The sequence below is a fragment of the Paenibacillus aceris genome (assembly GCF_017874035.1).
Taxonomy (GTDB): domain Bacteria; phylum Bacillota; class Bacilli; order Paenibacillales; family NBRC-103111; genus Paenibacillus_E; species Paenibacillus_E aceris.
Genome location: NZ_JAGGKV010000001.1, coordinates 392,626 through 418,013, shown reverse-complemented (window position 1 = coordinate 418,013; position 25,388 = coordinate 392,626). Strand labels below are relative to the sequence as shown.

The following is a 25,388-nucleotide window of genomic DNA, read 5'->3' as shown; positions in this document are numbered from 1 at the left end:
AAGCAAGTGCTTGCAGTTTGGCAGCACTGCTTGCTGTGGAGAAGTAACTATTCATTTCCGAGTCTAACCGACTAAGATGACGTTATTTGTTACTTTTTAGGATGGAAATAGGAATTTACGAACTTATCGTTTCCCTGGACAACTTCAAGAGGGGGATGTGTGTTCGTCCCCGCTTTGTGATAAAATAGCTAAGATTAGCAATGAAATAGAGCTGAACAAATAACAACAGGTTGTGATAATAGTGTCTAATAAACCGTATTTGAAAGAAAAACCATTTGTATATGATTTGAATTGGGATGAGTGGCAGAGCTGGGTAAAAGAAAACGGCGAGTCCTCGTTTCGGGCCGGGCAAATTTTTGACTGGCTGTATATCAAGCGTGTATTCAGCTTCGATGAAATGTCCAACTTGCCGAAGACGCTGCGTGACAAACTAAAGGATCAATTTGAGTTTGTTACGCTGTCCGAGATCGCGAAGTACCAGTCGCAGGATGGTACGGTAAAATTCTTATTTGAACTGGAAGATAAGAATGCGATTGAAACGGTCGTCATGAAGCACAACTACGGCAACAGCATTTGCGTTACTACGCAGGTAGGCTGCCGGGTCGGTTGTACGTTTTGCGCCTCCACGCTTGGTGGTCTTAAACGGGATTTGAGACCCGGAGAAATTGTGGCTCAGGTTGTTAAAGCACAGAAGCTGCTGGACGAAACCGGGGAGCGCATTTCTTCCATCGTAATTATGGGAATTGGCGAGCCTTTTGAGAACTATGAATCAACGATGAATTTTCTGCGTGTTATGATTCACCCGAAAGGTCTGAACATCGGACAGCGTCATATCACGGTATCGACCAGCGGAATTGTGCCAAACATTTATAAGTTTGCAGATGAGAATTTACAAGTCAACTTGGCGATTTCCATTCATGCTCCGAATGATACGCTTCGCTCTAAGTTGATGCCGGTCAATCGCAGGTTTCCTTTCGTTGATTTGATTGAAGCTTGCAAGTACTACATTGCCAAAACCGGCAGACGCATCACATTTGAATATGCCCTCATGGGGGAAGTGAATGACCAGGCGGAACATGCTGAAGAGCTGGCGCAAGTGCTGAAAGAAATGCCGCTTAGCCACGTGAACCTGATTCCTGTGAATTTCGTGGCCGAACGGGATTTCAAACGTACGCCTAGAGACGATATTTTCACCTTCCAACGTATTCTTGAGAAGGCCAAAATTAATGCCACCATACGCCGTGAACAAGGTAGTGACATCGCTGCTGCCTGCGGACAACTGCGCGCGAAGCATATGGAGAGCAAGTCATGAGGTGAAATCCGGATGAAGATGGTAAGCCGTACCGATATTGGTAAAGTCCGTTTAGTGAATGAGGACCGCGCCGCCATACAGCATGAGCTGAATGGCCTTTCTTTGGCTATTGTCGCTGATGGTATGGGGGGACACCAGGCTGGTGATATTGCCAGCCAAATGGCAATTGATAAGATCAGAAATGAACTGCAATCCATTCACTGGGGAATGCCCGTTGACGCTTGTAAACAAGTGCTGAAGGAAGCGATCGAGAAGGCGAATGAGCAAATTTATGAGTTTGCCTCTGGACAAGAAAATTATCATGGCATGGGGACTACTGTCGTTGCTGTGATTGCTTCGCATGAGCTGCTGATTATCGGCCATATCGGCGACAGCCGTGCTTACAAAATTGCCGGTGAGTCGATCACACAACTAACGGAAGACCATTCTTTGGTGTATGAGCTTGTGAAGTCTGGTCAGATTACCGTTGAAGAAGCCGATCATCATCCACGACGCAATTGGATTACGCGTGCGCTAGGTACTGAACCGGGTGTCGAGGTGGATTTATACGAGTATTCGTGGCGTCCGGGAGATACAATTCTGATCTGCACCGATGGTTTAAGCGGTTTAGTGGATTCCGGCGACATCTTACGAATTGTGAAATCGCAGGAGCAGTTGGATGCTGCTGCGGAACAATTAATTCAAAGCGCATTAGATGAAGGTGGAGACGATAACGTAACGGTTGTTTTACTTGCGCACGATGCAGATTCGGACGAAAAAAGGGGTGATGGGAATTGATCGGTAGAAAGCTTGGTGGCCGCTATGAAATTTTAGATCGCATTGGCGGAGGCGGGATGGCTTTAGTCTACAAAGGGCATGATCTTTTATTAAATCGTAAAGTGGCTGTAAAAGTACTGCGTCAGCAGTATGTGCATGACGAAGAGTTTATTCGTCGTTTCCGCAGAGAAGCTCAAGCAGCCGCTTCCCTTTCTCATCCTAATGTCGTCAGTATTTATGACGTGGGACAAGAAGAAGATGTGCATTACATCGTCATGGAATACATAGAAGGCACCACCTTGAATGATTTAATCAAGGAGAGAGCGCCGCTGCAGGTGGAAGACGCTGTTCATTACGCCAGCCAAATAGCAGATGCGCTTGACCATGCCCACCATAACGAAATTATTCACAGGGACATTAAGCCGCACAATATTTTGATCGGAAAAAACGGCCGCGTCAAAGTGACGGATTTCGGTATCGCTCGGGCTGCTACGTCCTCCACGATTACGCAAACGGGCGCGGTTGTCGGTTCCGTGCATTATTTCTCACCGGAGCATGCGAAAGGTACGAATACCGGCGAGAAATCCGATTTGTATTCTCTCGGTATCGTGATGTATCAAATGCTGACGGCTCGGCTTCCTTTCCTTGGAGAAAGTCCGATTTCCGTGGCTTTGAAGCATTTGCAGGAAGAAGTGGAAGATCCTCGCAAAGTTAACCCTCTCATTCCGCAAAGCGTGGAAAACATCATTTTGAAAGCCATGCGCAAAAAGCCCGAAGAACGCTACCAGTCTGCGAAGCAAATGATGGCGGATCTGGATACGTGCTTGCACCCGGATCGCCGGAATGAAGCCAAAGTGGTCTTCTGGGATGCCGATGGAATGGATGAGGAGCGCACCTTGGTTATGCCGGCCATTCGCGCGGATCAACTTGTGAAGTTCGATGACGACGACGATGAACCGGAGAAGCCCGCTTGGCGCGAAGAACCTTCTCCTGCGAAAAGCAAGGGTTGGGTTAAGCCGGTTGTATGGATCGTTATTTTGTTAATTATTCTTGGCGCTATGTGGTACGCGGTCGGTTATGTGAAAGGAATGTTCGCCATTGAAACGGTGGAGGTTCCGGACGTGGTGAATAAGCCGCTGACTGAGGCGCAAGCAGAACTGACCACAGCCAAACTGGGTTACACGGTGGAGTATGATGTGGAAAGCAAAGCGGCTAAGGATACGGTCATCCGTCAAAATCCTAGCGGCATGCGAATGAACGTAGGTACGAAGGTGACGCTGTACGTCAGCAAAGGCGCGCCCAAAATCAAGATGGAAAGCTACATCGGCCAGCAGCTCAAAGACGCCAAGCTGAAGCTGGAAGCGCTCGGGATTAACGATGATCAGATTACGTTCACGCAAACGACGACGGATGATCCGCCCGACACAATCCTGAAGCAAACGCCTCTAGTCGGGGAGGAATTTGAGCTGGATAAAGCAGCGATTACCTTCGTCGTAAGCAAAGCAAAGGAAACCTTCAAAATGCCGGATCTCGTCGGCATGACGGAGGCTGAAGCGAAGGCGCAAATCACCAAGCTGAACCTTAAGCTTCCTGCGAACGGCATTACGCGCGAGAAAAGCTACAAGGTGGCCAAAGGGAAGGTAGTCAAGCAATTCCCGTTTGATAAAAACACGGATGTCTCTGTCGGCTCCGAAATTTCTTTGATCATCAGTGACGGATTGCCGGAGGATGCTGGTCAATTGACGGTTAGTGTCCCTGTAAAACCGACGACGGAGGGCACGGATTCCGAGTTTAAGATCATCGTCAGCGATGCGCAGTATGAGAACTTTGAATACAAAACGGAAAAAGTTTCGAAGCCGCAAAATTTGGATGTAAAAGTCATTGTTTCTCCGGATAAGAAAGCCGTCATCTTGATTAAAGAAGGGGACAACTTGGTTAACTCTATAACGCGTACGTATCAAGATTATTTGGATCAAAAGAGCGGTAAGACCGCAACACCGAGCCCTTCCGCATCGCCTGGAGCATCGCCCAAACAGCAAAACAACGGGCCGGCTATCCCGGTTGGCGGCAATGGCAACGGGCAAGGCCAAACAGGCGGCGCAGCCTCTAAGCCGCCTACTGGAGGCACAAATTAATGCCGCATGGAACGATTGTTAAAGCTTTGAGCGGTTATTACTATGTGCTGCCCGAAGGGGCGGAGCTTCAGGAATCCAATATGATTACCTGCCGCGGCAGAGGTGTGTTTAAGAACAGGAAGATAACTCCTCTCGTCGGAGATCGGGTAATGTTCGAGGAGACGGAGAATGGGGAAGGGACCGTTACCGAAATCCTGCCCCGCACCTCGGAGCTTATCCGTCCTCCGATTGCCAATGTGAACGTGGTCGTACTTGTCTTTTCGGTCACAGAGCCTGTCCTGAATTTACAGCTGCTAGATAAATTTCTTGTTCATATTGAACACACTGGCATTGAAGTTGTACTTTGCTTCACCAAAAGTGATCTACTGACAGGGAATGGCGATGCCTCCGCTCCTAAGGAAATGACGGTTTCGGAGCTGGAGCGAATTACGAAGCTGTATGAGGGAATCGGCTATACCGTGCTGAAGACAAGCTCTAGGCTGAAGGAGGGTGTGGAAGCGATTCTGCATCATCTGGAAGGCGCGGTCAGCGTTTTTGCTGGTCAATCCGGTGTCGGCAAGTCATCCTTGCTTAATGAAATGATAAGCGGCCGTAATCTGGAGACGAACGAGATCTCCCAGCGATTGGGCAGAGGGAAGCATACAACCCGCCATGTTGAGCTGCTTCCATTAAACAATGGCGGCCTTGTCGCTGATACGCCGGGGTTCAGTCAGTTGGATTTCATGGAAGTCGACGCAGAAAGTTTGGGCAGCTGCTTCAAGGAGTTCGCGGAGGTAGCGGAGGGCTGCCGGTTTAGGGGCTGCCTACATCTTCATGAGCCGGATTGTAAGGTTCGTGATGCGGCAGCCGAAGGAACGATTGCCACTTCGCGTTATGATCATTACTTGTTATTTTTAGGGGAAATCAAGGATCGGAAGAGGAGGTATTAGGAACGGATGGTACATGTAGCACCTTCTATTTTATCAGCCAACTTCGCTAAGCTTGGTGAAGAGATTAAAGATGTCGAGCTTGGCGGGGCAGATTGGATCCATGTAGATGTCATGGACGGCCATTTCGTGCCGAATATCACGATTGGCCCACTTGTTGTTGACGCGATTCGTCCAGTGACGAAACTGCCGCTCGACGTCCATTTGATGATTGAGCAGCCTGACCGTTATATTCCTGACTTTATTAAAGCGGGCGCTGACCTGATATCTGTCCATGTGGAGGCCTGTACGCATCTGCACCGGACGCTCCATTTGATTAAGCAAAGCGGCATCAAAGCGGGGGTTGTGCTTAATCCTGCAACCCCGATTTCGCTTATTGAACATGTGCTCGATGAGCATCTGGATCTGGTCCTCATTATGACCGTCAATCCAGGCTTCGGCGGACAAGCGTTCATTCCCGGCATGCTAAGCAAAATTCGCGCTCTGCGCGAGCAAGCGAACGCCAAGGGGCTGAGCGGGCTTCACATCGAGGTTGACGGCGGTATTAACGAAGTGACGGCCCGTCAGGTGACCGAAGCGGGGGCCGACGTGCTCGTAGCTGGCAATGCCGTATTCGGACAGGCCGACCGCGCCGACGCAATCAGACGGATTCGCGGGTAGAGGGGAGCGGGACAATGAGATTTCTCTGGCTGTTTTTGTACAGTCTGGTTTGTGCTGTGCTTCTAGCCTGCTTTTCCAACATACACGATTTCACGAAGTATATTTTTTCACTTGGGGCCTTGTATTTAGGGATGCGATTTTTCCGCCGGTTTGAGGGGCTTGGGTTTCGGATTTGGTTTATTGTGATTGCAGTGGTCTTATATTTCCTGTTCAGCTTAATTTATGCGCTATACACGCAGATGGGTATAACTGCACCATAGCTGCATACATATAGTTACAAGAGCGACGCGCTCTTGTAGCTTTTTTTGCTTTCTGGAAGCGAACAGATCGGAGAAAGTAAAATAGAAGGTACTTTTTCACGGCCGGGGCATATACTGTTGTAATGATGTTAGTGCTCACGAAGTCGAAGTCAGTCTTCGGGCATGCGTCCGTATACTGGCGAAACTCTAAGGAGGGGTAGAGAATGAAGTTCTACACAATCAAACTACCGAAATTTTTGGGTGGATTCGTGAAAGCTGTACTTAATACGTTTAGCAAAAACTAAGTAGGCTGACCCATACGAAGTCCAATTCCCAGAAATGCAAAAAAAGCACCGATAAGGTGCTTTTTGTCTTTTACATAAGTATAAGTATCCGAAAATTAAACGCGAGCCACTTTACCGGATTTCAACGCACGAGCACTTACGTAAACCCGTTTTGGTTTACCATCAACGAGGATGCGAACCTTTTGAACGTTAACTCCCCAAGTACGCTTGTTTTTATTGTTAGCGTGGGACACGTGGTTTCCTGATTTAGGACTTTTACCTGTAACGAAACATTTGCGGGACATGTTTGACACCTCCTTCGGCAGTATACAAAGCAGCCTGGGTGGCAAGCCTAAGCTTGACATGACAGCTTTCCTCAAATTTAGACTTTGCTTGTTGCGATTCTTATAATAACCAGCAAAAACATACTTAAACATAATAGCATAGCAAAAGGAGGAGAGTCAACGAATTACCTTCATTTTTGCCGTTTATTTATGAAGTATGTTATAGTACAATGAAGATTAGCCCACCTTTTCGAATACATAATGGTTTACGATTGAAGTCGATTTTGCTAAAGCAAAGCAGAAAAGGGAATACTTACAAAGTTAGATCTTGCTAAAGTGAAACATGAAGGAGTTGTTAAATAATGCCAATTGAACTCACAACCGAGTTTGGAAAAGTGTATATTACCAATGAAGTGATTTCAACTCTGGCGGGATCCGCTGCGTTAGATTGTTATGGACTTGTTGGCATGGCAACCAGAAAGCAATTGAAAGACGGAATAGCAGAGTTGTTAGGCCGGGACAATTTAAGCCGCGGTGTCGAAGTTCGTCGGGAGAACGGGCGACTCGAAATTGATCTTTATATTATTGTCAGCTATGGAACCAAAATATCCGTAGTTGCCGGCAATGTCCAAACGAAAGTCAAATATATTTTGAACGATGTCGTAGGGCTTCATGTGGATGATGTGAACATTTTTGTTCAAGGCGTTCGTGTAGCTAAATAAAAGCCCGATAACCAGGAAGGGGAATCACTTTGAGTAAGCGCTTTATTTCAATAAATGGAAATGACTTCACTGCCATGGTCTTGGCGGGTGCGGATAACCTTCGCAGAAATGTAGACAAGGTTAATGGATTGAATGTTTTCCCTGTACCCGACGGAGATACCGGCACCAACATGAATTTAACACTCACCGCAGGTTGTGAGGAACTAAAAAAGAAGCCATCCTCTCATATTGGGAAAGCAGCTGATGCATTGTCCAAAGGGTTACTGATGGGCGCCAGAGGAAACTCAGGGGTTATTCTGTCACAGCTGTTTCGCGGATTCGCGAAGCATGTGCACGATCTCGAGAATGTGAATGCACAGCAATTCGCGGCTGCGTTGCAGCAAGGGGTAGAGACAGCTTACAAGGCTGTTGTAAAGCCGGTAGAAGGCACGATTTTGACGGTATCCAAAGAAGCAGCTAAACATGCCACGCAGTATAGACGCGGAGGCGATTTACTCGATCTTATGCTGGAGGTTTTGAGCAAGGCGAAGGAAGCCCTCGCCAGAACGCCTGAGCAGCTCGCTGTGCTCAAGCAGGTTGGGGTAGTAGATGCAGGCGGTCAAGGGCTTGTCTGCGTGTATGAAGGCTTTGTCACCGCGTTAAACGGCGGTCTGGTTCAAGTGGAGGAAGACTATGCGATGATGGATACAAGGTTAGATACGGTTTCCGTTGTTCCAGGCCTGAATCTCGCGAAAGAAGTACACGCCCATCTTCCAGCGCAAGCACACATCGCTACAGAAGATATCGAATTTGGATATTGCACAGAATTTATGCTGACGATCGCACCTGGCAAGGTGAAGGGACTTGTTTTCGACGAAGATAAGTTTCGCGAGCAGCTCGGCAAACTCGGGGATTCTTTGCTCGTGGTCGCCGATGACGAACTGGTGAAAGTGCATATCCACGCCGAATATCCCGGGGAAGTCATGAATCAAGCGATGAATTACGGCGCTTTGAGCCGCATCAAAATTGAAAATATGCGCGATCAGCATTCACATATATTGGAAGACATGACCACGGAAGGGTACGAAACTCCTGTGCTGACAACTGTTGCGGCGGCAGCACCTGCCAAACCGTATGGTTTCGTTGCGGTTGCTTTGGGAGAGGGCATTACGGAAATTTTGTCGAGCGTAGGCGTCGATGTCGTGTTGTCCGGCGGACAGACGATGAATCCAAGCACAGAGGATATCGTGAATGCGGTTAACAGCATTGATGCGGAAACAATCTATGTGCTGCCGAACAACTCCAACATTATTCTGGCGGCGCAGCAAGCTGCTGATTTGGTCGACAAAACCTTGATTGTCATTCCATCGAAATCGATTCCACAAGGTCTTGCAGCTATTCTGGCGTTTCAAGAGAAAGCCGATGCCAAGACGAACACGGAAGCGATGCAAGAATCTCTTCGCCGCGTTAAGTCCGGGCAAGTGACTTACGCTGTGCGTGATACGAATATGGACGGCATTGACATCAAGCAAGGGCATTTCATCGGTATTCAAGATGGCCGGATTGTGTCTTCACAGCCAAGTCTGATGGATGCTTGTAAAAAGCTGCTCGAAGAAATGATTGATGAAGGCAGCGAGATCGTGACAATCCTCACCGGCGAAGATGCCGTAGAAGATGAGACAGATGAGCTGGAGGCTTTCATTGAGGCGGTTTATCCGGAGATTGAAGTCGAGCTTCATCCTGGCGGACAGCCTTTGTACGCGTACCTGTTCTCTGTAGAGTAAATGATCATCCCCGAGAGGGTGATTAATTTCGGGAAATGGAGTGAGTCCTGTTGACAACGATTCGTATTGTAACGGACAGCACGGCCGATATACCATTGGCACTTAGGAAAGAACTTAACATTGAGATGGTGCCGCTCAAAATTCATTTTGGAGACGAGCAATATTTAGATACGGTGACGCTGAGCTCGGAGGAATTTTATCCTAAGCTGATCTCGTCACCTCATTTTCCCAGAACTTCACAACCGTCTCCTGCGGAGTTTCTGGACTTATATCAGGAATTGCTGGAAGAGCCGGATACCGAAATTATTTCCATTCATTTATCTTCCGCTCTGAGCGGGACTTACCAATCAGCTTTACTGGCCTCCACAATGCTGGAGGAGCATGCGGACAAGGTTCATGTGTACGATTCCCGCTCTGCTTCCTACGGTATAGGTGCACTGGTTGCAGCTGCCGCTAAAGCAGCCAAGACAGGGAAAAGCGCGGCTGAGATTATCGACCTCGTACAAACAATGAGAGAGAACTTTTACATATACTTCCTAGTAGATACGCTTGAATTTCTGCAAAAAGGCGGAAGAATCGGCAAAGCGTCCGCGCTATTCGGTTCTTTGCTGAATATTAAGCCTATTCTCTCCATAGATCGAGAGGGTGAAGTAGCGGCTATCGATAAGGTTCGGGGTCAAAAGAAAGCGATAGCGCGCATTCTGGAACTGCTCGCGGCCGATGTGCCGGATCGCAGCATTCCCCAATTACATATTGCCCATGCAAACAATTTGGAAGGTGCGGAGCTGCTGCGAGAAGCCATTATGCAGCAATTTGGGGTGCAGCAAGTGGACTATATCACACTGGGACCTGTCATTGGCGCACACGCCGGGCCCGGTACTATCGCAGCATTCGTCAGTACGGTGTAAACGATGGAATTAAATCAAGTTGTAGTACGCGAAGTCCATGGAGTCGGCGCTCAAAAGGCACTTGAGCTGAACGCCATGGGCATTTTTACGGTTATGGATTTACTGGAGTATGTGCCATTCCGGTATGAGGATTACACAGTGCGCGATATCGCCAGTGTAAAGGACGGCGACCGTGTCACAGTGAAAGGATATATCATCGGGGAGCCGGTGCTTCAGCGTTACAGCGGCAAATCGCGACTATCCTGCAAGGTGATGGTCGATGATTTTCTGCTGACGGCGGTATGGTTTAACCGCCACTTTTTGAAGGACCGCTTGCGGCCGCAGCAGGAGATTATTCTGACGGGTAAATGGGATGGCAAGCGCAGGCAAATGAGCGTGTCCGATTCGGAGTTTCCCGGACAAGGCGATTCGAATACCGGCACCATACAGCCGGTCTACTCGGTTGCTGGCTCCATTACGCAAAAGTGGATGCGTAAGGCTATTCAGCAAGCGCTGACGCAATACAGCGCTATGGTCAGTGAAGTGCTGCCGGCCGGACTTACCGGCAGGTACGGGTTTATGCCGCGCAGCAAGGCGCTGGCAGTCATCCACACGCCGAGCGGCGTGGAGGAAGGCAAGCAGGCGCGCAGGCGCATGGTGTATGAGGAGCTGTTCCTATTCCAGCTCAAGCTGCAGGCTTACCGCGCCGTGACGCGCAGCCGCGCGGACGGGGTGAAGCAGCAGGTGGATCTGCCTGCTGTTCGCGCCTTCGTGCGCGCACTTCCCTTCCAGCTGACGGAGTCGCAGAAGAAGGTCGTGGGCGAGATCCTGCACGATATGCAGGAGCCGTACAGCATGAACCGACTGCTGCAAGGCGATGTCGGTGCTGGGAAGACGATCGTCGCGGCCATAGGCCTCTACGCGACAGTCAAGGCTGGCTACCAAGGCGCGTTGATGGTGCCGACTGAGATCCTAGCCGAGCAGCACAAGAGCTCGCTCGACCGCTTGTTCGAGCCCTACGGGCTGCAGGTTGCGCTGCTTACGGGCAGCTCGACGGACCGCCAGCGGCGGGATCTGCTCGCATCCTTGCAGATGGGCATGATTGACGTGTTGGTCGGTACGCACGCACTCATTCAAGAGGATGTTTACTTCCGCCAGCTGGGGCTGGTCGTGACGGACGAGCAGCACCGCTTCGGGGTGAATCAGCGCAGCATTTTGCGGCGCAAGGGGATGAACCCCGACGTGCTGACGATGACGGCAACACCAATACCGCGAACGCTGGCGATTACAGCTTTCGGCGACATGGATGTGTCGACGCTGCGCGAGCTGCCGAAAGGGCGTAAGCCGATCAAGACGTATGCCGTCCAGCATGCTATGCTGGAGCGTGTGCTTGGTTTCATCCAGCGTGAGGTGGCGGCAGGACGGCAGGCTTATGTGATTTGTCCGCTCATCGAAGAGTCGGACAAGCTGGACGTGCAGAATGCCATCGACGTCCAAATTCAGCTGCAGCAGCACTTCCCGCATATGCGGATCGGTCTGCTGCACGGGCGGATGAGCGCGCAGGAGAAGGAAGCGATCATGCGCGCATTCAAGGAAGGGGCCGTGGAGACGCTGGTGTCGACCACGGTTATCGAGGTTGGCGTGGACGTACCGAACGCCACGCTGATGGTGATCTACGATGCGGACCGTTTCGGCCTGTCGCAGCTGCATCAGCTGCGCGGGCGGGTTGGACGCGGCGAGCACCAGTCCTTCTGCGTGCTCATCGCCGACCCGAAGACGGAGGTCGGCAAAGAGCGCATGAAGGCGATGACCGACACCTCGGACGGCTTTGAGATCGCTCGGCGCGATCTGGAGCTGCGCGGGCCGGGGGACTTCTTCGGCACGAAGCAGAGCGGGCTTCCGGAGTTCCGCGTTGCTGACATGATGGCGGATTTCGAGGTCATGGAGCAGGCGCGCGATGATGCCGCCGAACTCGTCGGCGATTCCTCGTTTTGGACCGGGGCTTCCTTCATGCCGCTGAGAGCTTACTTAGAGCGTGCTCATATTTTCGATAGCGAAGTGCTGGATTAATCGAATCGGACGACTGATAACGAACAAAACGCTAGGATGGACTGATGACAACTATCAGTCGTTGATCCTAGCGTTTTTTGCTGCGTATTTTTTTTATACTCACGCAGATTTATCCCTACATGTCGTGTCGTAGGCAGAATGTTAATTATATCCTAATTGAGGTTAGTTTCGTACCTGTTTATTACGGTACAGGCTTAGTAGAATAAAACGTAGAGGTTAAGTAGACTCACAGTTCGAAAGAGGACTTGGAGCACGCATTTCATTATAATGGCGAAAGGTGTGTAAGAAATGACCAACCATCATCCGATTATTCAAGAACGAACAGAACGTACGCAGTGGTTTCTGCAAGATCGATTCGGTATGTTTATTCATTGGGGACTGTATGCAATTCCGGCTAGAGGGGAGTGGGTGCGAAGCGTTGAGCGTATTTCGGTAGAGGACTATCAGACGTATTATGATGAATTTGATCCAGTGCGTTATGATCCTAAGGCATGGGCGCGTGCGGCGAAGCAAGCGGGTATGAAATATGCGGTATTGACGGCTAAACATCATGACGGTTTTTGTTTGTTCGATAGCGCTCTCACGGCCTATAAATCGACGAATACACGGGCCGGACGAGACTTGGTGCGCGAATTTCTTGAAGCGTTCCGGGCGGAGGGCTTGAAGGTGGGGCTCTATTATTCGTTAATCGATTGGCATCATGAAGATTATCCGGCCTATGGCGATCGCATTCATCCAATGCGGGATAATGAGAGCTACACACGAAATCCGGAGACTTTCGATCGATATCTGCAGTATATGCACGGGCAAGTCAAAGAACTGCTGACGAACTATGGCAAGCTGGATATTATGTGGTTTGACTTCTCCTATGATCAGATGAAAGGGGAGACATGGAAAGCCACAGAGCTGATGACGACGATCCGATCTTTGCAGCCCCATATCATTGTAGACAACCGATTGGACGCAAGCGGCGAAGAAGGCGGAAGTATTTTCACGAACAATCCGCTGAGCTATTCGGGTGACTTTGCCTCGCCGGAACAAATCATTCCACCCCAAGGCGTGACGGATCACGAGGGCAATCCGATACCATGGGAGGCTTGTATCACGCTGAATAATAATTGGGGGTACGCAGCCCAGGATTTCCAATATAAATCCCCAACTACCGTTATCAGGAAGCTGGTGGAGTGTGTCAGTAAAAATGGGAATCTGCTCTTGAATGTGGGTCCTAACACGCTCGGCGAGATTCCGAAGGAGACACTGGACATTTTGACGGAGATCGGTGACTGGATTCAGAAAAATGGGAACAGCATTTACGGCTGCGGGCAATCCGATTGGCCGAAGCCTGAATGGGGCAGATATACGCAAAAGGGAAATTTGCTGTATGCCCACTTATTTGAGGAAAGCGTAGGCCCCATTAACCTGAATGGGTTGGCAGGTAAGGTGAAGAAAGCAAGGCTGCTATCCGATGGTTCCGAGCTCTTCCTAGGCCGCCCTTGGAGCGCTGCTCAGTATCCGAACGACGCGTTCGTAAGTTTCGCCAGACCGGAGCATTTCAGCTATCCGATGCCGGATAAGAGAACAACGGTTATAGAGTTGGAGTTATTGTAATTTAAAATAAAGAATTGACCGCGCCCGCATTCGATTTTAAGATAATAGTAGTCTTATTATTATTTTGGAAACGAAGGTGCACCGAATTTGACTTATTTTCTTGTATATTTACTGCTGATGAATATCATTACCTTCATAGAAATGGGACACGACAAGGGACAAGCCAAAAAAGGCGGACGCAGAGTCCCTGAGAAACGGCTTTTTATGTTCGCTGCGCTTGGTGGCGGGATCGGCGGCTGGCTCGGCATGCGGGTTTGGCGGCATAAGACCAAGCATACCTCTTTCGTAATAGGCATGCCGCTGCTTGTTGCGCTAAATTGCATATGCGTCATTCTGATCGCCATTTATATGTAGTCAAGTTTGTGTTCGTTCCCTCATATGTATAGAAGCATGACGGGATATCGGAGGTACGAACATGAGTTATCAACAGTACGGCATCGATCCTGCGTTGATTGAGCGAGTCAAGTTCAAATTAAGAAATCCAGAGATCAAAGAGCGCATAAAAATGCTGCTCCAAGGTGTTACGAAGGCTGATTTGCAAAATCGTACGAAGGTCACGCGCCTTATCGGACTTGCCACCGGAATTCTTGGCGAGAAGCTGACTGGAAGCCAAGCGAATCAAATGCTGGAGTTTATTCTTGCCCAAAAAATCGATCCTTCCAATACCTTTCACTTGATCAAACTATGGTCCATGTTTCGATAAGCCAGACCCCAAATACCGCCTGTAAGGTCCAAACGACCTGTCAGGTGGTATTTTTTTACTTCCTAAAAAAATCACTTGCATAACGAATACGTGTTCGGTATATAATAAGTAACACGAATATATGTTCGCATATGGTGGTGGGAAATATGAGTATTCATGCAAGAATTGAGACAGAAGAGGATGTTCAAATTATTAAGGAATACACGTTGCTGCCTATTTTGCTCGATATGTTGGCAAGAGATATGGAGGAACTCAAGGTTTATAAGGATAAAATTGTGTACAATCATATTCTTTTTTATCTTAGAGAGGTGGAAACCGCCATTTATCCTCAATTACAGAGCATTAAAAGAGTTATGAAGAAAAGGGATATTAAAGTGATTCATACCGAAATGAATTCATTAGGTATTAACGTAGAGTACAAAGTCCGAGGCTATATCCATCATTTCACGATGCTTCGCAGCTTAGTCAAGGCAGAACTGATGACTACGCTGATGAATATGCGGGGGGGATTACGGTGAGCAAAGGAAAGGAGCGGACGATATTCCTAGCGGACTGTCAGAGCTTCTACGCAAGCGTGGAGAAAGCGGATCATCCGGGCTGTAGGGATAAACCGGTAGCGGTAGCAGGGGACCCTGCCATGAGATCTGGCATTATTCTTGCTGCTTGTCCCATTGCCAAAAAGTATGGTGTTTCAACGGCCGAGCGGCTGGGTGAAGCGCTCAAGAAATGCCCTGATCTGGTCGTTATGCGTCCGCGGATGCAGCATTACATTGATGTTTCACTTATGATCACCAAAATATATGAAGAATTTACCGATCTTGTTGAGGTTTTCAGTATTGATGAGCAGTTTCTGGATGTTACGGCAAGCTTGCCTATTTTCGGAGACCCGGATACGATTGCGATGACAATCCAGCAAAAGGTGCTGCAGCAAACGGGAGTTAAGGTCCGCATAGGCATTAGCTCCAATAAAATTTTGGCGAAGATCGCAACTGACATTTGGGCTAAAAAGAATGCCAGCGGCATCTTCACGCTGCTTCCATCAGCCGTAGAGGAGAACTTATGGAAGGAGCCTGTAAGTAAAATGTTTGGTGTCGGCTCGCGCATGACCGCGCATTTTGCCAGGCTGGGCATGTATACAATCGGTGATGTGGCAAAAACGCCGCTGCCGGTGCTTAAGGACAAATTCCGGGCACGCTTTGGCAAACAATCGGATATTCACGCGGAAGTGATGTGGCGAACGGCCAATGGGTTGGATGATAGTCCGGTTACCCCCGGTACGTTCGATACGCCTCCGAAGTCTATTGGCCATATGATGACTCTCCCTAGAGATTATGCGGAGTCTTCTGAGGTGGATACGATCCTGCTCGAGCTTACCGAGGAGGTGTGCCGCGATTGCCGGCGCAAGGGGTATATGGCATCCATTGTTACCGTTAGCTGTATGTGCAGTCCCTTTGACGCCCCCACAGGCTTTTCTCGCCAAATGAAGATGCCGGACCCTACGAATCATACTGGAACAGTATTTCAAGCCGTCAAAAGGCTGTTCTACAAGTTTTGGGACACGATGCCCGTCCGCCGCGCTGGTGTGATGCTAAGCCAGTTTGTTGACGATGACACATACCAGCTTACGCTTTTTGAGGATCAGGTCAAGGCGAGGGCGCTTGAGAAAGTCACGGACAGCATCAAGAACCGATTCGGCAACGCAGCGATTGTGCGGGCTTCCTCGCTCACGACAGCCGGTCAAGCACAGAACAGGGCGCTCAAAATCGGGGGGCACTATAAATGAGCAAGAAACTGGAAAAAAACGGTCTGTGGGAATCCAGTAGGATGATGCTTCCTCAGCATCGGGAAGCGCTGCAAAATCTGCGCAGCGGTAAGCCTGTCCCGGCAAATCGTCCTACAGCGGAGGACATTGGGATTATGAGGGATTACGTGCTGCTGCCCCTGATGCATGGGATGATCAAAAGAAAGGCCGTTGAAATAGAAAGATCCGCCGAAACGCTTCGACAACTCTATTCACGCGTCGCTCACGCGCTTGCCGCCCAAATTCAAGTCGATATAAGTGAAACGAAAACGAAAATGATGAACAGAAGCATTCAATTAATCGAAGAAGAAAAGAATGACCGAGGCATTCATTATCGTTATGTTTGCCGCGGACATGAGGATTCGCTCATCATTGCCAAAGACTACATGCGTGCCGAAATGAGCGTGCGAACAGCCAGATACATTGATCAGTTGCTGGCAAGTATGTACAGAAAATCTGATGAACACAGAACGTAGGCCACGGCAAAACACACATAAAGCGCAATCGCAGCCCGATGGAGAATGACTCCTCGGGCTGTGCGAATTGACGTGCGTATCTCTTTTTCACATAATGGAGAAGAGGAACAGCAACTCGGACAGCGGGAAAATCCAATTAGGAAATATCAGGCAAAGGATGTGCAGCCATGTGCGGACGCTACACAATTACCGTGACATTAGAGGAACTTATGCTGCGGTATGACATCTACTACAAATATCCTGCGAGATACAGCCCAAAATATAATGTGGCGCCGGGGCAGCAAGTCATGGCAATTGTGCATGACGGCGAGAAAAATAAACTTGGCGAGCTGCGGTGGGGACTCGTTCCGGAATGGGCGAAAGATGAGAAGCTAGGCTTTCAGATGCTCAATGCGCGGGCAGAAACGCTTGCGGACAAGCCTGCATTCCGCAAGCCGTTTGAGCGTAAACGGTGCTTGATTCCGGCGGATTCCTTCTATGATTGGAAGGGGACTGGGAAACAGAAGCAGCCTATGCGAATTATGCTTCGCAGCAAAGAGATCTTTAGTATGGCAGGCTTGTATGACACTTGGACATCTCCGGATGGCACGCGCATATCTACCTGCACCGTAATTACAACAGAAGCGAACGAATTGATGGCCGATATTCATGAACGCATGCCGGTTATCTTACAGCGGGAAGCGGAAGAGGTTTGGCTCAATCGCAGCATTACGAACACGGATATACTCCGCCCGCTGCTGAAACCCTATCCATCGGATGGCATGTATGCGTACCCCGTGTCTAGCCGAGTGGGGAATGTGCGCAATGATGATGAGTTATGCATAGAGCCTTTAAGCTTGTTGCTGTAGGGTAGAAAGAATAGGAGAGGTAAAATGAAAACACGCACGGTTCTAAGCATCACCCTCATATTTGCCATTATTTTTGGTCTGAACGGTTACATTGGCTGGCATGGTCAGGTTTTTTTGTCAAACCAGCTAGGTTCTTGGTTTCAGCCAGGTATATATTGGGTTGTCTTCTGGATTATCGCCTTGTCTTATCTATTAGCATGGGCCGGTTCTAAAGTACTGCCGGCAGGGGTGTCCAGAGTATTAAAAATTATTGGTTCTTACTGGTTAGCCATCATGCAGTTCGGTTTTTTGCTGCTGCCGCTGACAGACCTGATCGTAGGCGTTCTTCATCTGGCATCCGTATCTGCAAGTACGTACATTCCGCTTCTTGGGTGGATAGATACAGGGATTATCGCTATTGTCATGATTCTTGGCTCCTATAATGCAAGAAGTCCGATTCTAAGAAAGTATGAGATTACGATTCCGAAAAAAGCAGGCGACTGGGAGCAGCTGCGCATCGCCGTCGCCTCTGACATTCACTTAGGTTCCATAGTGGGTAATCGTCATCTGCGAAAGCTGGTGAAGCGTGTTAATCAATTAAAGCCGGATTTGATTCTTTTGCCAGGAGACGTTATTGACGATGATATTAAACCGTTTATCCGTTATGATATGGGTAGCACAATGCGAGAATTGCAAGCTCCCCTTGGGATTTATGCCGTACTAGGCAATCATGAATACATAGGCGGTCATATCCCTGCCTTCGTGGAACAGATGGACAAAATTGGTATTCGTGTACTCATGGACGAAACCGTGCATATCCAAGAACGGTTGTACATCGTAGGGCGAAAAGACAAGGCTTCCGAACGAACGGCTGAAGGGCGAAAAGGACTTACGGCTCTGCTGGAGGGAACAGATCTCGGTCAGCCTATTATTGTCATGGACCATCAACCATACCACCTAGATAAAGCAGAAGAAGCGGGTGCTGATGTCATGCTTTCAGGACATACGCACAGAGGTCAAATCAGTCCGAACCACCTCATTACAAGAAGGCTCTTTGAGCTTGATTGGGGGTATTTGCGAAAGGGAAATCTGCACGCGATTGTTTCTTCAGGCTTCGGTACATGGGGGCCGCCGATTCGTATAGGGAGCCGGTCGGAAATTATTGAGCTTATCATTCAATTTAAAAGCAACGAGAGAAAAGAGGAGTAGCCTACATGCAAGAAGCAGAAAAAAAACAAATTACACCGGCAGAACTAGCTGCAGCGATGCTGCAGTTTACAATGAAAAGTATTGAAAATAGTTGGGAAGCCATGAAACCGGCAGTTGCCGCTTATTTAAACGATCCTGTATTAACCCAAGAAAAAGAAGATGAACTAATAAAGGAGATCTACATAGCGGCTCTGGCGCTGGAAATTTACTGTATTCCTTATGCCTTTGATGCAGAAATTGCCCGCCTTGTCAGCTCGGGAATGGGGGAAGTGATGGCTTCCAGCAATTTGTCTGAGCATCGATTGTCGGAATCCATTAGTCAGCACTATCTTCCTCGGTTGGGAACAGTGGACTCCGCTACTCCCTCGGATAAGGCCTTGGCACTTGCACAAGAGGCTGCGAGTATCCTATATGACCGCTTAGAGCTTCCGCTCAAGCCAGCTGACCCGACTAACAGCTTGTTGTGGGTCAAGTTATTTCCGTTTCTCGTTCAGCACGTAGGGAAATGGCCGATTCTATCCACTAACTTCGAAGTTATAGCAGAGCGGGGGTAGAAAAGGTATGTCACAGAAAAGAGTTACGGTTTATATACTATCCGGTTTCCTTGGGAGCGGTAAAACGACCTTATTAACAAAAGCGATTGATCATTTTACCGAAGCGGGGCGTAAACCGGCCGTCATCATGAATGAGATAGGTGAAGTGAATTTGGATGGGCAGCTGGTAGCGAATGAAGTACCGATGTCCGAGCTGCTGGGCGGCTGTATCTGTTGTTCGAGCCGAGGCGATTTGGCGACAGCCCTAAACGAGCTTGTAACCGGAGAGCAGCCTGACTTGATTTTCATTGAATCGACGGGAATTGCTAATCCGTTGGAAATTATCGATGAAGTAACAGATGCTTCGCTTATCATTCCAGTGGAGCTTAAGGCGGTCATCACGGTTGTCGATGCTCCGCAACTGCTGGAGCTAAACCGGACAAGCCGGGGCAAAACGTACCGCCTCATGAAAGAACAAATAAGATGTGCTAACTTGCTTCTGCTGAACAAGACAGACCTTTTGGAGGAAGTGGCGCTTCAGGAAGTGGACGCTCTAGTGCGCGATTGGAATCCTTATGCCTCAGTGCTTTTTACAGTCTTTAGTCAAATTGATATGAGACTCATTGAAGTGTTGGAAGAAGAGGGGCAAGCACGGAATGCTGAGCAGGCTTCACATGCGCATGCATCACACGATGAGGGTGAGCATGACCATGACCACAATCATGACCACGCTCACGATAATGATCGTCACCACCATCATTCTCATAGTCACGTGATGGCCTATACGCACTTTTTTGAGCGAGCAGTTGACAGTAATGCTTTTGAAGAATTAGTCAGCAAGCTTCCCCAAGAGGTGTACCGTGCTAAAGGAATTCTCAGCTTTTCTGACACTTCAAGCCGTTTCCTATTTCAATATGCATACAGAGAAATGGATTTCGTCAAGATTACGCCCAAAGGCAATGTGCCTGACGTTGCCGTATTTATTGGGGAAAATTTCTCCAAAGACGCCGTTCGGTCGGCATTGCTGAAGTTGGAATCCATATCCGGCATGGCTGCCAATTCATAAATGCAGTTAAACTAGAATCCCAGCATGCAGGCTGCGGATTCTTTTTGTTTTAAGCGGAGCGGGAGATTATTAATAAAAATAGGGAACATTTGTTCTTTTTTATTATAGCGAATATATGTTCTTAATTCAAGTTTTTTTGGGGAATAATCTCCATTTTTGGTGATGCGTAAGCACGTCTTAATGATAAAAATTACAATTATATGTTATAATAAATAAGAGGCAAGTAGGACAAGTCTGTCAAGAGCTGATCAGCTACTTGACGCAGGAGGTCCATTTGCTGCACTATGTTAGTAGAACATTTCATGACAGAGGGGTAATGCAAGTGGGCACTCATACACACACGATTGACGAGATGCTAAAGGCCATGGCCCAGCAAGGCTGGAGAATTACAGAGCAGCGCAGGAGTTTGGCAACATTATTCGCGGAATCAGGAAGTTATTTATCGCCTAAAGACGTTTATGAATACATGAAAATCAAATATCCTGGTGTGAGTTTCGATACCGTGTATCGTAATCTTCGGTTGCTAAGTGAAATGGGAGTGCTGGAGCAGTTTCATTTGGCTGACGGCTTAAAGTTTAAAGCAAGCTGTTTATCCCACCATCATCACCATATGATTTGTGTGAGCTGCGAGAAGACGGTGACGTTCGAGTTTTGTCCGATGAAGCTAGTGCAAGATCTGCCGGAGAGCTTTGAAATACAGAGCCACCGTTTCGAAATATTTGGTTATTGCGCAGACTGCAAATCGACCGCATCCACTGCGCCAATCGAGCATTAACAAGTCACGGAACTTCGTTCCGCGGCTTTTTTTGTTGAGGCGGACATATCGTATCGGGATAAAATTCTTTTACTTATTGTTCCCCTTTGACTGGAAAGTGGGTATGCTATAATAGAAACCATCTTGAAGAATTCGGAGGTACCTTTAGACGATGAAGTATGTAGCCTAACTCTTTCTGCTAAAACGAAAATATTCGTTGAATGGCAGTCTCTACGTTATGCGGGTAGAGCGAGTGGGATACGTATGTCTAAAGGGGATCACTCCTTCCGGGGGCTTCTTTGTGCATGCATTATTCATAACTTGTTCTTCCTGACCGTGGCGCTTGCTTGCGGTTTTTTGTATTTGAATACAAAGGAGAAATGAGTCTATGACATTACTTATAAAAGCGATGAACGTGGCGAAGGAATTCGCAGGTAAAACACTTTTTGAACATGTGAATTTGGACGTGTATGAAGGTGAGCGGATCGGAATTTATGGTCGTAACGGCGTAGGCAAGACAACGCTGCTTCGTCTACTAGCCGATAGGCTGGGGACGGATAAAGGCGGCATAGAACGACGGCTTCCGCTCGGGCAGTGGGGCTGGATGGGGCAACTGATCGATAGTGATGAGACGATGCCTACACATGCCTATGTCGAGGGAGGCTGTCCGGACCACTGCGCAGCGAAGCGGAGCTTGAAGGAGTTGGAAACGCGCATGCAGGATGCGTCGGCTTCTTGTATGGAGAGCTTGCTGGCTGACTATGAGAAAGCGGCAGAGCGATACCAACAGCTAGACGGCTACCACTGGGAACTTCAAGTGGAGCGAAGGCTGCTGCAGCTAGGCCTCAGCAGCGAGTTGTGGGAGCTGCCACTGGGCAAGCTGAGCGGCGGACAGAAAACGCGCGCCCAGTTAGCGAGGCTAATGGTACTTGAGCCGAAGCTGCTGCTGCTAGACGAGCCGACCAATCATCTCGATGCGGCGTCGCTCGAATGGCTCGAAGCATGGATCCGCGCCTATTCGGGCACGGTTGTCTTCGTCTCTCACGATCGTCATTTTATGGATCGTGTGGCGACCTGCCTTGTTGAGCTAACTCCAACAGGGAGCCGTAAATATCGAGGCGGGTATACGGCGTACACCCGCCAGAAAGAACTGGAGCTGCGAACGCAAGAGCAGCTCTACCGCAAGCAGCAGCTTCAGCGGGAGCAGCTGGAAGAGAGCATTCGCACGTATCGGCAGTGGTTCCGCCAGGGCGAAAAGTCCGCCCGGACGGCAGAAGTGCCGATACAGCGCGGATACTTTCAGGCGCGAGCCGGCACGCATGTTTCGCGGATGAATGCGAAAAGGAAAGAGTTGGAGCGCCTGGAAGCGGACCGCGTGGAAAAGCCGCGGGATGCCGCGCATTTGAAGGTAAAGCTGGGAGCAAGCGAATTCGCGGCACACTCGCTGGTACGTATGGAGCGGGCTTCGTTCCGTTACGGCAACCGCGAGCTGTTCGCTGAGCTAAGTCTCAGCGTGGACCGTGGTGACCGGTTGGCCGTTCTCGGGTCCAACGGTACAGGCAAAACGACGCTGCTGAAGCTACTCGTCGGCCAACTACAGCCTGCTGCGGGTACGGTGCGGCAGCACCCGCAAGCGTCGATCGGCTACTTCTCGCAGGAACTCGAGCATCTCGACGACGGTGAAACCTTGCTGGACAGTCTGTTGACACTGCCTGCCATGACCCAAACCCAGGCCCGCACGATTCTGGGCTGCTTCCTCTTCTCGGGTGAAGAGGTGCGTAAGCGCATCAGCGAACTGAGTATGGGCGAACGCTGTAGGCTCGCTTTTCTCAAGCTGCTTTTCAGCGGTGCGAATTTGCTGGTGCTGGATGAACCGACGAATTATTTGGATATTGATTCGCGGGAGAGAATCGAACAGGCGCTGCTTCACTATCCAGGTGCGATGGTCATCGTCTCGCACGATCGCTTTTTCATTCGTAAGCTGGCGACGAAGCTGTTATGGTTGAACGCGGAGCGCCGCCCAATCGCATTTGCCGGCACTTACGATGAGTACACGGAAGCTAATGAATAAAAATAAGCCGGAGGCGCACCTCAAGTGCGCTTCCCGGCTTATTTGCTTTTAGCTACATGAAGCAGCTCAGGTACGGTGACGAAGGTGTAGCCTGCGGCTTTCAATTTGGCAATCAGCGGTCCGATGGCCTGGACAGTTCCTGATAAATCCTGGCTTTCAGCTCCTCCAGAGTGCTGTAGGATAATGGAGCCAGGCTTCGTTTGCTGCATGATATTGTTTAGCACTTGTTCCGAACTCAGCGATTTCCAGTCAAGGGAATCGACGTTCCAATTCACGATCAAATAATGATGGTCAGCAATCCACCTGACTTGTTCTTCATTAATTGCGCCATAAGGCGGGCGGATGAGCTTAGGTGCATAGCCGATTAAACCTTGAAGCACACTTTCCGTGTTTATAATCTGGTTTTGAAATTTGTCTACCGATAGCGTCGGTAGATTGGCATGACTGTAGGAATGATTGCCAATGACATGGCCTTCACGAACAATCCGTTTAATGATATCAGGGTGAGTGCTTGCCTGAGAGCCAAGAACGAAAAAGGTTGCTTTCACTTGGTTAGCATGAAGAGCATCAAGCACTTTAGGAGTAAATCGCGTGTCAGGTCCATCGTCGAAAGTTAACGCCACTTTCTTCTCTTGACTGGATCCACGCAATTTGAAGGTGTCCGGGTATTTCACAACCAGTTGTGAAAGCGTTAGTTTTTTCTGAGAAATACGAACTTGGCCTTGATTTTTTTGAACGGGAACGGAAGGCTTTTTGGAGCCAGAACCTTCAGGATGTCCAGCTTTTTTTGAGTTTGTTTTGGGTGATGGACTAGGCGTTACAGCCGTTGGCGCTGATTTAGGTTGTACGGTTGCCAGTGGTGTAAGTGCAGGAGCTGGAGCTGGTGTTGCAAAACTCCTTGGGCTTGGCAAAGGTTCAAAATCAAACACGCCGTTATCGAGACTGGACTCTGTTGTTGCATGCGCATTTTGAGCGGATCTTTGGTCGTGATACGGCTTGCTTCTAGGCACACCGCAGCTTGCGGCTAGCAAGCAGACGATGGCGGCGGACCAAACCCATTTGGTGGTCATGGCAATCCCTCCGAGCATTATGAATATGCTCTAGTTTTTGTAAAGAAGGGACATCCTATCCTGTGAAATAAAGGAATAACACGTATTGGAAACGAGGGACATGAACTATTTGCAGCCGTAGCCCGTCATTACATATACCTAAACGGAAATCGTGAAAGGAGTGAGGAGAGGACATGATAGCCCTGATGAACAATAAAAAATTAATGATTTTGTTTATTTTTGTGTTATGTGCAGGCTGCTTTCATGAAAAAGCCTCACCTCCATCGCCACGTATCCATTCAACCGTAAAAGAAAAGCGAAATGCAGAGCTTTCTATTGTTCCAGGTGTGAGTATCTTCGTTCAAGATGATCGTGCATCTAAACACGATGTCCCTACCAAAGCAATTACGTTTGTGGATGAGCTCCATGGTTTCGGACTTACTTCCGGTAATGAGAAGGCTTCGCTCATGCAAACCGCTGATGGCGGGATCACTTGGAAAGTTCAAAAAGGGTTGACTCCCCTCATGTCGCCAGGCTCGCTTTCATTTCTAGATTCTCGAATAGGCTGGGTGCTGAGTAATGTATCTTATGGCCAAAAATCGGAGCTTCGCTTAACCGCGGACGGCGGTCAAACGTGGGAAGTCATTGCGCAGGACTTGCCAGGATTTGAGGGGAGAAAAGAAGTTGCTTTTTTCCGGTTTTTTGATCGACAGACCGGATTGATTGCCGTTCGCAATGACAAGGATTTGATGCTCCTTCGTACACAGGATGGGGGAATCACTTGGTTGGCGTCAAATCGCATTCCCTTACCAGGCACGGGCGTGGTTACATTCCTCTCATCCAGGGAGGGCTGGTTTATGGGGACAGGTGCAACCTCGAGCTCAGGTATAAGTGAAAAGGGAAGGGAAGCTGTGACGCTTTATCACATGACAGACGGGGAAAGATGGGAAGAAGCAGGGAAGGTCTCGACTTCCCTTATGCCACTGGCCCTATCATTTGCTGATGCAGGCCATGGGTTCGTGCTTCTGCAGTCGAATCAGCAAAACCGCGAACAAGAGCAGGTGCGGCAGCTGCTTCGGACCAGTGATGGTGGCAAAACATGGAGCCAGCATACATTTCCAACCACTTTTCATCCGGCTGATGCTAGTTTACAACTAAGCTTCCTTACATCAAACAGTGGCTGGCTCTGGGATACCCGAAATTTGTGGAGAACGAATGACGGAGGTTTGAATTGGAAGCTGCTCTTGTCGTAG

At 49.0% G+C, this 25,388-nt stretch carries 25 protein-coding genes; 23 read left to right on the top strand and 2 right to left on the bottom strand.

What is annotated here, in order from left to right:
- The first annotated feature begins 241 nt into the window (after positions 1-241).
- The 6 genes from rlmN to spoVM all read left to right on the top strand — a co-directional run bounded on the left by rlmN (position 242) and on the right by spoVM (position 6,333).
- Positions 242-1,312 (top strand): dual-specificity RNA methyltransferase RlmN, encoded by a 1,071-nt coding sequence (gene rlmN, locus J2Z65_RS02065; RefSeq protein WP_167064147.1) that lies wholly within the window; start codon positions 242-244, stop codon positions 1,310-1,312.
- A 12-nt stretch (positions 1,313-1,324) separates the two neighbouring features.
- Positions 1,325-2,089 (top strand): Stp1/IreP family PP2C-type Ser/Thr phosphatase, encoded by a 765-nt coding sequence (locus J2Z65_RS02060; protein WP_167064150.1) that lies wholly within the window; start codon positions 1,325-1,327, stop codon positions 2,087-2,089.
- Positions 2,086-4,203 (top strand): Stk1 family PASTA domain-containing Ser/Thr kinase, encoded by a 2,118-nt coding sequence (gene pknB / locus J2Z65_RS02055; protein ID WP_167064153.1) that lies wholly within the window; start codon positions 2,086-2,088, stop codon positions 4,201-4,203. Before J2Z65_RS02060 ends, pknB begins: the two co-directional genes overlap by 4 nt.
- Complete coding sequence (rsgA, locus tag J2Z65_RS02050) at positions 4,203-5,132, top strand: ribosome small subunit-dependent GTPase A (RefSeq protein WP_167064156.1); 930 nt, start codon at positions 4,203-4,205, stop codon at positions 5,130-5,132. Before pknB ends, rsgA begins: the two co-directional genes overlap by 1 nt.
- Positions 5,133-5,138: 6 nt before the next feature.
- Positions 5,139-5,789 carry a ribulose-phosphate 3-epimerase gene (rpe, locus tag J2Z65_RS02045; protein ID WP_167064159.1) on the top strand — a complete coding sequence of 217 codons (651 nt, stop codon included), beginning with the start codon at positions 5,139-5,141 and terminating at the stop codon, positions 5,787-5,789.
- 463 nt (positions 5,790-6,252) lie between these two features.
- Positions 6,253-6,333, top strand: coding sequence for a stage V sporulation protein SpoVM (gene spoVM, locus J2Z65_RS02040; RefSeq protein ID WP_014652194.1), 81 nt, complete (start codon positions 6,253-6,255; stop codon positions 6,331-6,333).
- 95 nt (positions 6,334-6,428) lie between these two features.
- On the opposite strand, the gene rpmB is transcribed toward spoVM, so the two are convergent.
- Complete coding sequence (rpmB, locus tag J2Z65_RS02035; protein WP_127452218.1) at positions 6,429-6,617, bottom strand: 50S ribosomal protein L28; 189 nt, start codon at positions 6,615-6,617, stop codon at positions 6,429-6,431.
- 341 nt (positions 6,618-6,958) lie between these two features.
- Between rpmB and J2Z65_RS02030 the strand changes: the two genes are divergently transcribed.
- The 16 genes from J2Z65_RS02030 (at position 6,959) to abc-f (ending at position 23,086) form a co-directional block, all read left to right on the top strand.
- Positions 6,959-7,318 (top strand): Asp23/Gls24 family envelope stress response protein, encoded by a 360-nt coding sequence (locus J2Z65_RS02030; RefSeq protein WP_127452220.1) that lies wholly within the window; start codon positions 6,959-6,961, stop codon positions 7,316-7,318.
- 29 nt (positions 7,319-7,347) lie between these two features.
- Positions 7,348-9,081 (top strand): DAK2 domain-containing protein, encoded by a 1,734-nt coding sequence (locus tag J2Z65_RS02025; RefSeq protein ID WP_167064162.1) that lies wholly within the window; start codon positions 7,348-7,350, stop codon positions 9,079-9,081.
- A gap of 50 nt (positions 9,082-9,131) precedes the next feature.
- Positions 9,132-9,989 carry a DegV family protein gene (locus tag J2Z65_RS02020; protein ID WP_167064164.1) on the top strand — a complete coding sequence of 286 codons (858 nt, stop codon included), beginning with the start codon at positions 9,132-9,134 and terminating at the stop codon, positions 9,987-9,989.
- Positions 9,990-9,992: 3 nt separating this feature from the next.
- On the top strand, positions 9,993-12,038 hold the full coding sequence (recG, locus tag J2Z65_RS02015; RefSeq protein WP_167064167.1) for an ATP-dependent DNA helicase RecG: 2,046 nt from the start codon (positions 9,993-9,995) through the stop codon (positions 12,036-12,038).
- Between the two features lie 288 nt (positions 12,039-12,326).
- Positions 12,327-13,646: an alpha-L-fucosidase gene (locus J2Z65_RS02010; protein ID WP_167064170.1), complete on the top strand. Its 1,320-nt coding sequence runs from the start codon at positions 12,327-12,329 to the stop codon at positions 13,644-13,646.
- Between the two features lie 87 nt (positions 13,647-13,733).
- On the top strand, positions 13,734-14,000 hold the full coding sequence (locus J2Z65_RS02005) for a DUF1294 domain-containing protein (protein WP_145656647.1): 267 nt from the start codon (positions 13,734-13,736) through the stop codon (positions 13,998-14,000).
- Positions 14,001-14,061: 61 nt separating this feature from the next.
- Positions 14,062-14,349, top strand: a complete 288-nt coding sequence (locus J2Z65_RS02000) for a stage VI sporulation protein F (RefSeq protein ID WP_167064173.1) — start codon at positions 14,062-14,064, stop codon at positions 14,347-14,349.
- A gap of 146 nt (positions 14,350-14,495) precedes the next feature.
- Positions 14,496-14,867, top strand: a complete 372-nt coding sequence (locus J2Z65_RS01995; RefSeq protein ID WP_167064176.1) for a YhjD family protein — start codon at positions 14,496-14,498, stop codon at positions 14,865-14,867.
- Positions 14,864-16,132, top strand: coding sequence for a DNA polymerase IV (locus tag J2Z65_RS01990; RefSeq protein ID WP_167064179.1), 1,269 nt, complete (start codon positions 14,864-14,866; stop codon positions 16,130-16,132). The genes J2Z65_RS01995 and J2Z65_RS01990 overlap by 4 nt, the downstream gene beginning before the upstream one ends.
- A complete protein-coding gene (locus J2Z65_RS01985) occupies positions 16,129-16,626 on the top strand; it encodes a YhjD family protein (RefSeq protein WP_167064182.1) in 498 nt (165 codons plus the stop codon). Before J2Z65_RS01990 ends, J2Z65_RS01985 begins: the two co-directional genes overlap by 4 nt.
- 167 nt (positions 16,627-16,793) lie before the next feature.
- A complete protein-coding gene (locus tag J2Z65_RS01980; protein ID WP_167064185.1) occupies positions 16,794-17,474 on the top strand; it encodes an SOS response-associated peptidase in 681 nt (226 codons plus the stop codon).
- A gap of 24 nt (positions 17,475-17,498) precedes the next feature.
- The gene (locus J2Z65_RS01975; protein WP_167064188.1) at positions 17,499-18,662 is read left to right on the top strand and encodes a metallophosphoesterase; all 1,164 of its coding nucleotides are present in this window, start codon (positions 17,499-17,501) and stop codon (positions 18,660-18,662) included.
- A 5-nt stretch (positions 18,663-18,667) separates the two neighbouring features.
- A complete protein-coding gene (locus J2Z65_RS01970) occupies positions 18,668-19,216 on the top strand; it encodes a hypothetical protein (RefSeq protein ID WP_167064191.1) in 549 nt (182 codons plus the stop codon).
- Positions 19,217-19,223: 7 nt separating this feature from the next.
- Positions 19,224-20,261, top strand: coding sequence for a CobW family GTP-binding protein (locus J2Z65_RS01965; protein ID WP_209855707.1), 1,038 nt, complete (start codon positions 19,224-19,226; stop codon positions 20,259-20,261).
- A 316-nt stretch (positions 20,262-20,577) separates the two neighbouring features.
- On the top strand, positions 20,578-21,036 hold the full coding sequence (locus tag J2Z65_RS01960) for a Fur family transcriptional regulator (protein WP_209855749.1): 459 nt from the start codon (positions 20,578-20,580) through the stop codon (positions 21,034-21,036).
- A gap of 367 nt (positions 21,037-21,403) precedes the next feature.
- Positions 21,404-23,086, top strand: coding sequence for a ribosomal protection-like ABC-F family protein (abc-f, locus tag J2Z65_RS01955; protein ID WP_167064200.1), 1,683 nt, complete (start codon positions 21,404-21,406; stop codon positions 23,084-23,086).
- 38 nt (positions 23,087-23,124) lie between these two features.
- Here the strand turns inward: abc-f and J2Z65_RS01950 are convergent, their stop codons facing one another.
- Positions 23,125-24,156: a polysaccharide deacetylase family protein gene (locus J2Z65_RS01950; RefSeq protein WP_240159903.1), complete on the bottom strand. Its 1,032-nt coding sequence runs from the start codon at positions 24,154-24,156 to the stop codon at positions 23,125-23,127.
- Positions 24,157-24,329: 173 nt separating this feature from the next.
- On the opposite strand from J2Z65_RS01950, the gene J2Z65_RS01945 reads away from it, so the two are divergent.
- Positions 24,330-25,388, top strand: a complete 1,059-nt coding sequence (locus tag J2Z65_RS01945) for a WD40/YVTN/BNR-like repeat-containing protein (RefSeq protein ID WP_167064206.1) — start codon at positions 24,330-24,332, stop codon at positions 25,386-25,388.

What these genes read in the sequence shown, in the direction of transcription:
- J2Z65_RS02060 (WP_167064150.1), top strand. Translation starts at nt 1,325, where the DNA reads ATGAAGATGGTAAGCCGTACCGATATTGGTAAAGTCCGTTTAGTGAAT.
- rsgA (WP_167064156.1), top strand. Translation starts at nt 4,203, where the DNA reads ATGCCGCATGGAACGATTGTTAAAGCTTTGAGCGGTTATTACTATGTG.
- rpe (WP_167064159.1), top strand. Translation starts at nt 5,139, where the DNA reads ATGGTACATGTAGCACCTTCTATTTTATCAGCCAACTTCGCTAAGCTT.
- spoVM (WP_014652194.1), top strand. Translation starts at nt 6,253, where the DNA reads ATGAAGTTCTACACAATCAAACTACCGAAATTTTTGGGTGGATTCGTG.
- rpmB (WP_127452218.1), bottom strand. Translation starts at nt 6,617, where the DNA reads ATGTCCCGCAAATGTTTCGTTACAGGTAAAAGTCCTAAATCAGGAAAC.
- J2Z65_RS02030 (WP_127452220.1), top strand. Translation starts at nt 6,959, where the DNA reads ATGCCAATTGAACTCACAACCGAGTTTGGAAAAGTGTATATTACCAAT.
- recG (WP_167064167.1), top strand. Translation starts at nt 9,993, where the DNA reads ATGGAATTAAATCAAGTTGTAGTACGCGAAGTCCATGGAGTCGGCGCT.
- J2Z65_RS02010 (WP_167064170.1), top strand. Translation starts at nt 12,327, where the DNA reads ATGACCAACCATCATCCGATTATTCAAGAACGAACAGAACGTACGCAG.
- J2Z65_RS02000 (WP_167064173.1), top strand. Translation starts at nt 14,062, where the DNA reads ATGAGTTATCAACAGTACGGCATCGATCCTGCGTTGATTGAGCGAGTC.
- J2Z65_RS01995 (WP_167064176.1), top strand. Translation starts at nt 14,496, where the DNA reads ATGAGTATTCATGCAAGAATTGAGACAGAAGAGGATGTTCAAATTATT.
- J2Z65_RS01985 (WP_167064182.1), top strand. Translation starts at nt 16,129, where the DNA reads ATGAGCAAGAAACTGGAAAAAAACGGTCTGTGGGAATCCAGTAGGATG.
- J2Z65_RS01980 (WP_167064185.1), top strand. Translation starts at nt 16,794, where the DNA reads ATGTGCGGACGCTACACAATTACCGTGACATTAGAGGAACTTATGCTG.
- J2Z65_RS01975 (WP_167064188.1), top strand. Translation starts at nt 17,499, where the DNA reads ATGAAAACACGCACGGTTCTAAGCATCACCCTCATATTTGCCATTATT.
- J2Z65_RS01970 (WP_167064191.1), top strand. Translation starts at nt 18,668, where the DNA reads ATGCAAGAAGCAGAAAAAAAACAAATTACACCGGCAGAACTAGCTGCA.
- J2Z65_RS01965 (WP_209855707.1), top strand. Translation starts at nt 19,224, where the DNA reads ATGTCACAGAAAAGAGTTACGGTTTATATACTATCCGGTTTCCTTGGG.
- J2Z65_RS01960 (WP_209855749.1), top strand. Translation starts at nt 20,578, where the DNA reads ATGCAAGTGGGCACTCATACACACACGATTGACGAGATGCTAAAGGCC.
- abc-f (WP_167064200.1), top strand. Translation starts at nt 21,404, where the DNA reads ATGACATTACTTATAAAAGCGATGAACGTGGCGAAGGAATTCGCAGGT.
- J2Z65_RS01950 (WP_240159903.1), bottom strand. Translation starts at nt 24,156, where the DNA reads ATGACCACCAAATGGGTTTGGTCCGCCGCCATCGTCTGCTTGCTAGCC.
- J2Z65_RS01945 (WP_167064206.1), top strand. Translation starts at nt 24,330, where the DNA reads ATGATAGCCCTGATGAACAATAAAAAATTAATGATTTTGTTTATTTTT.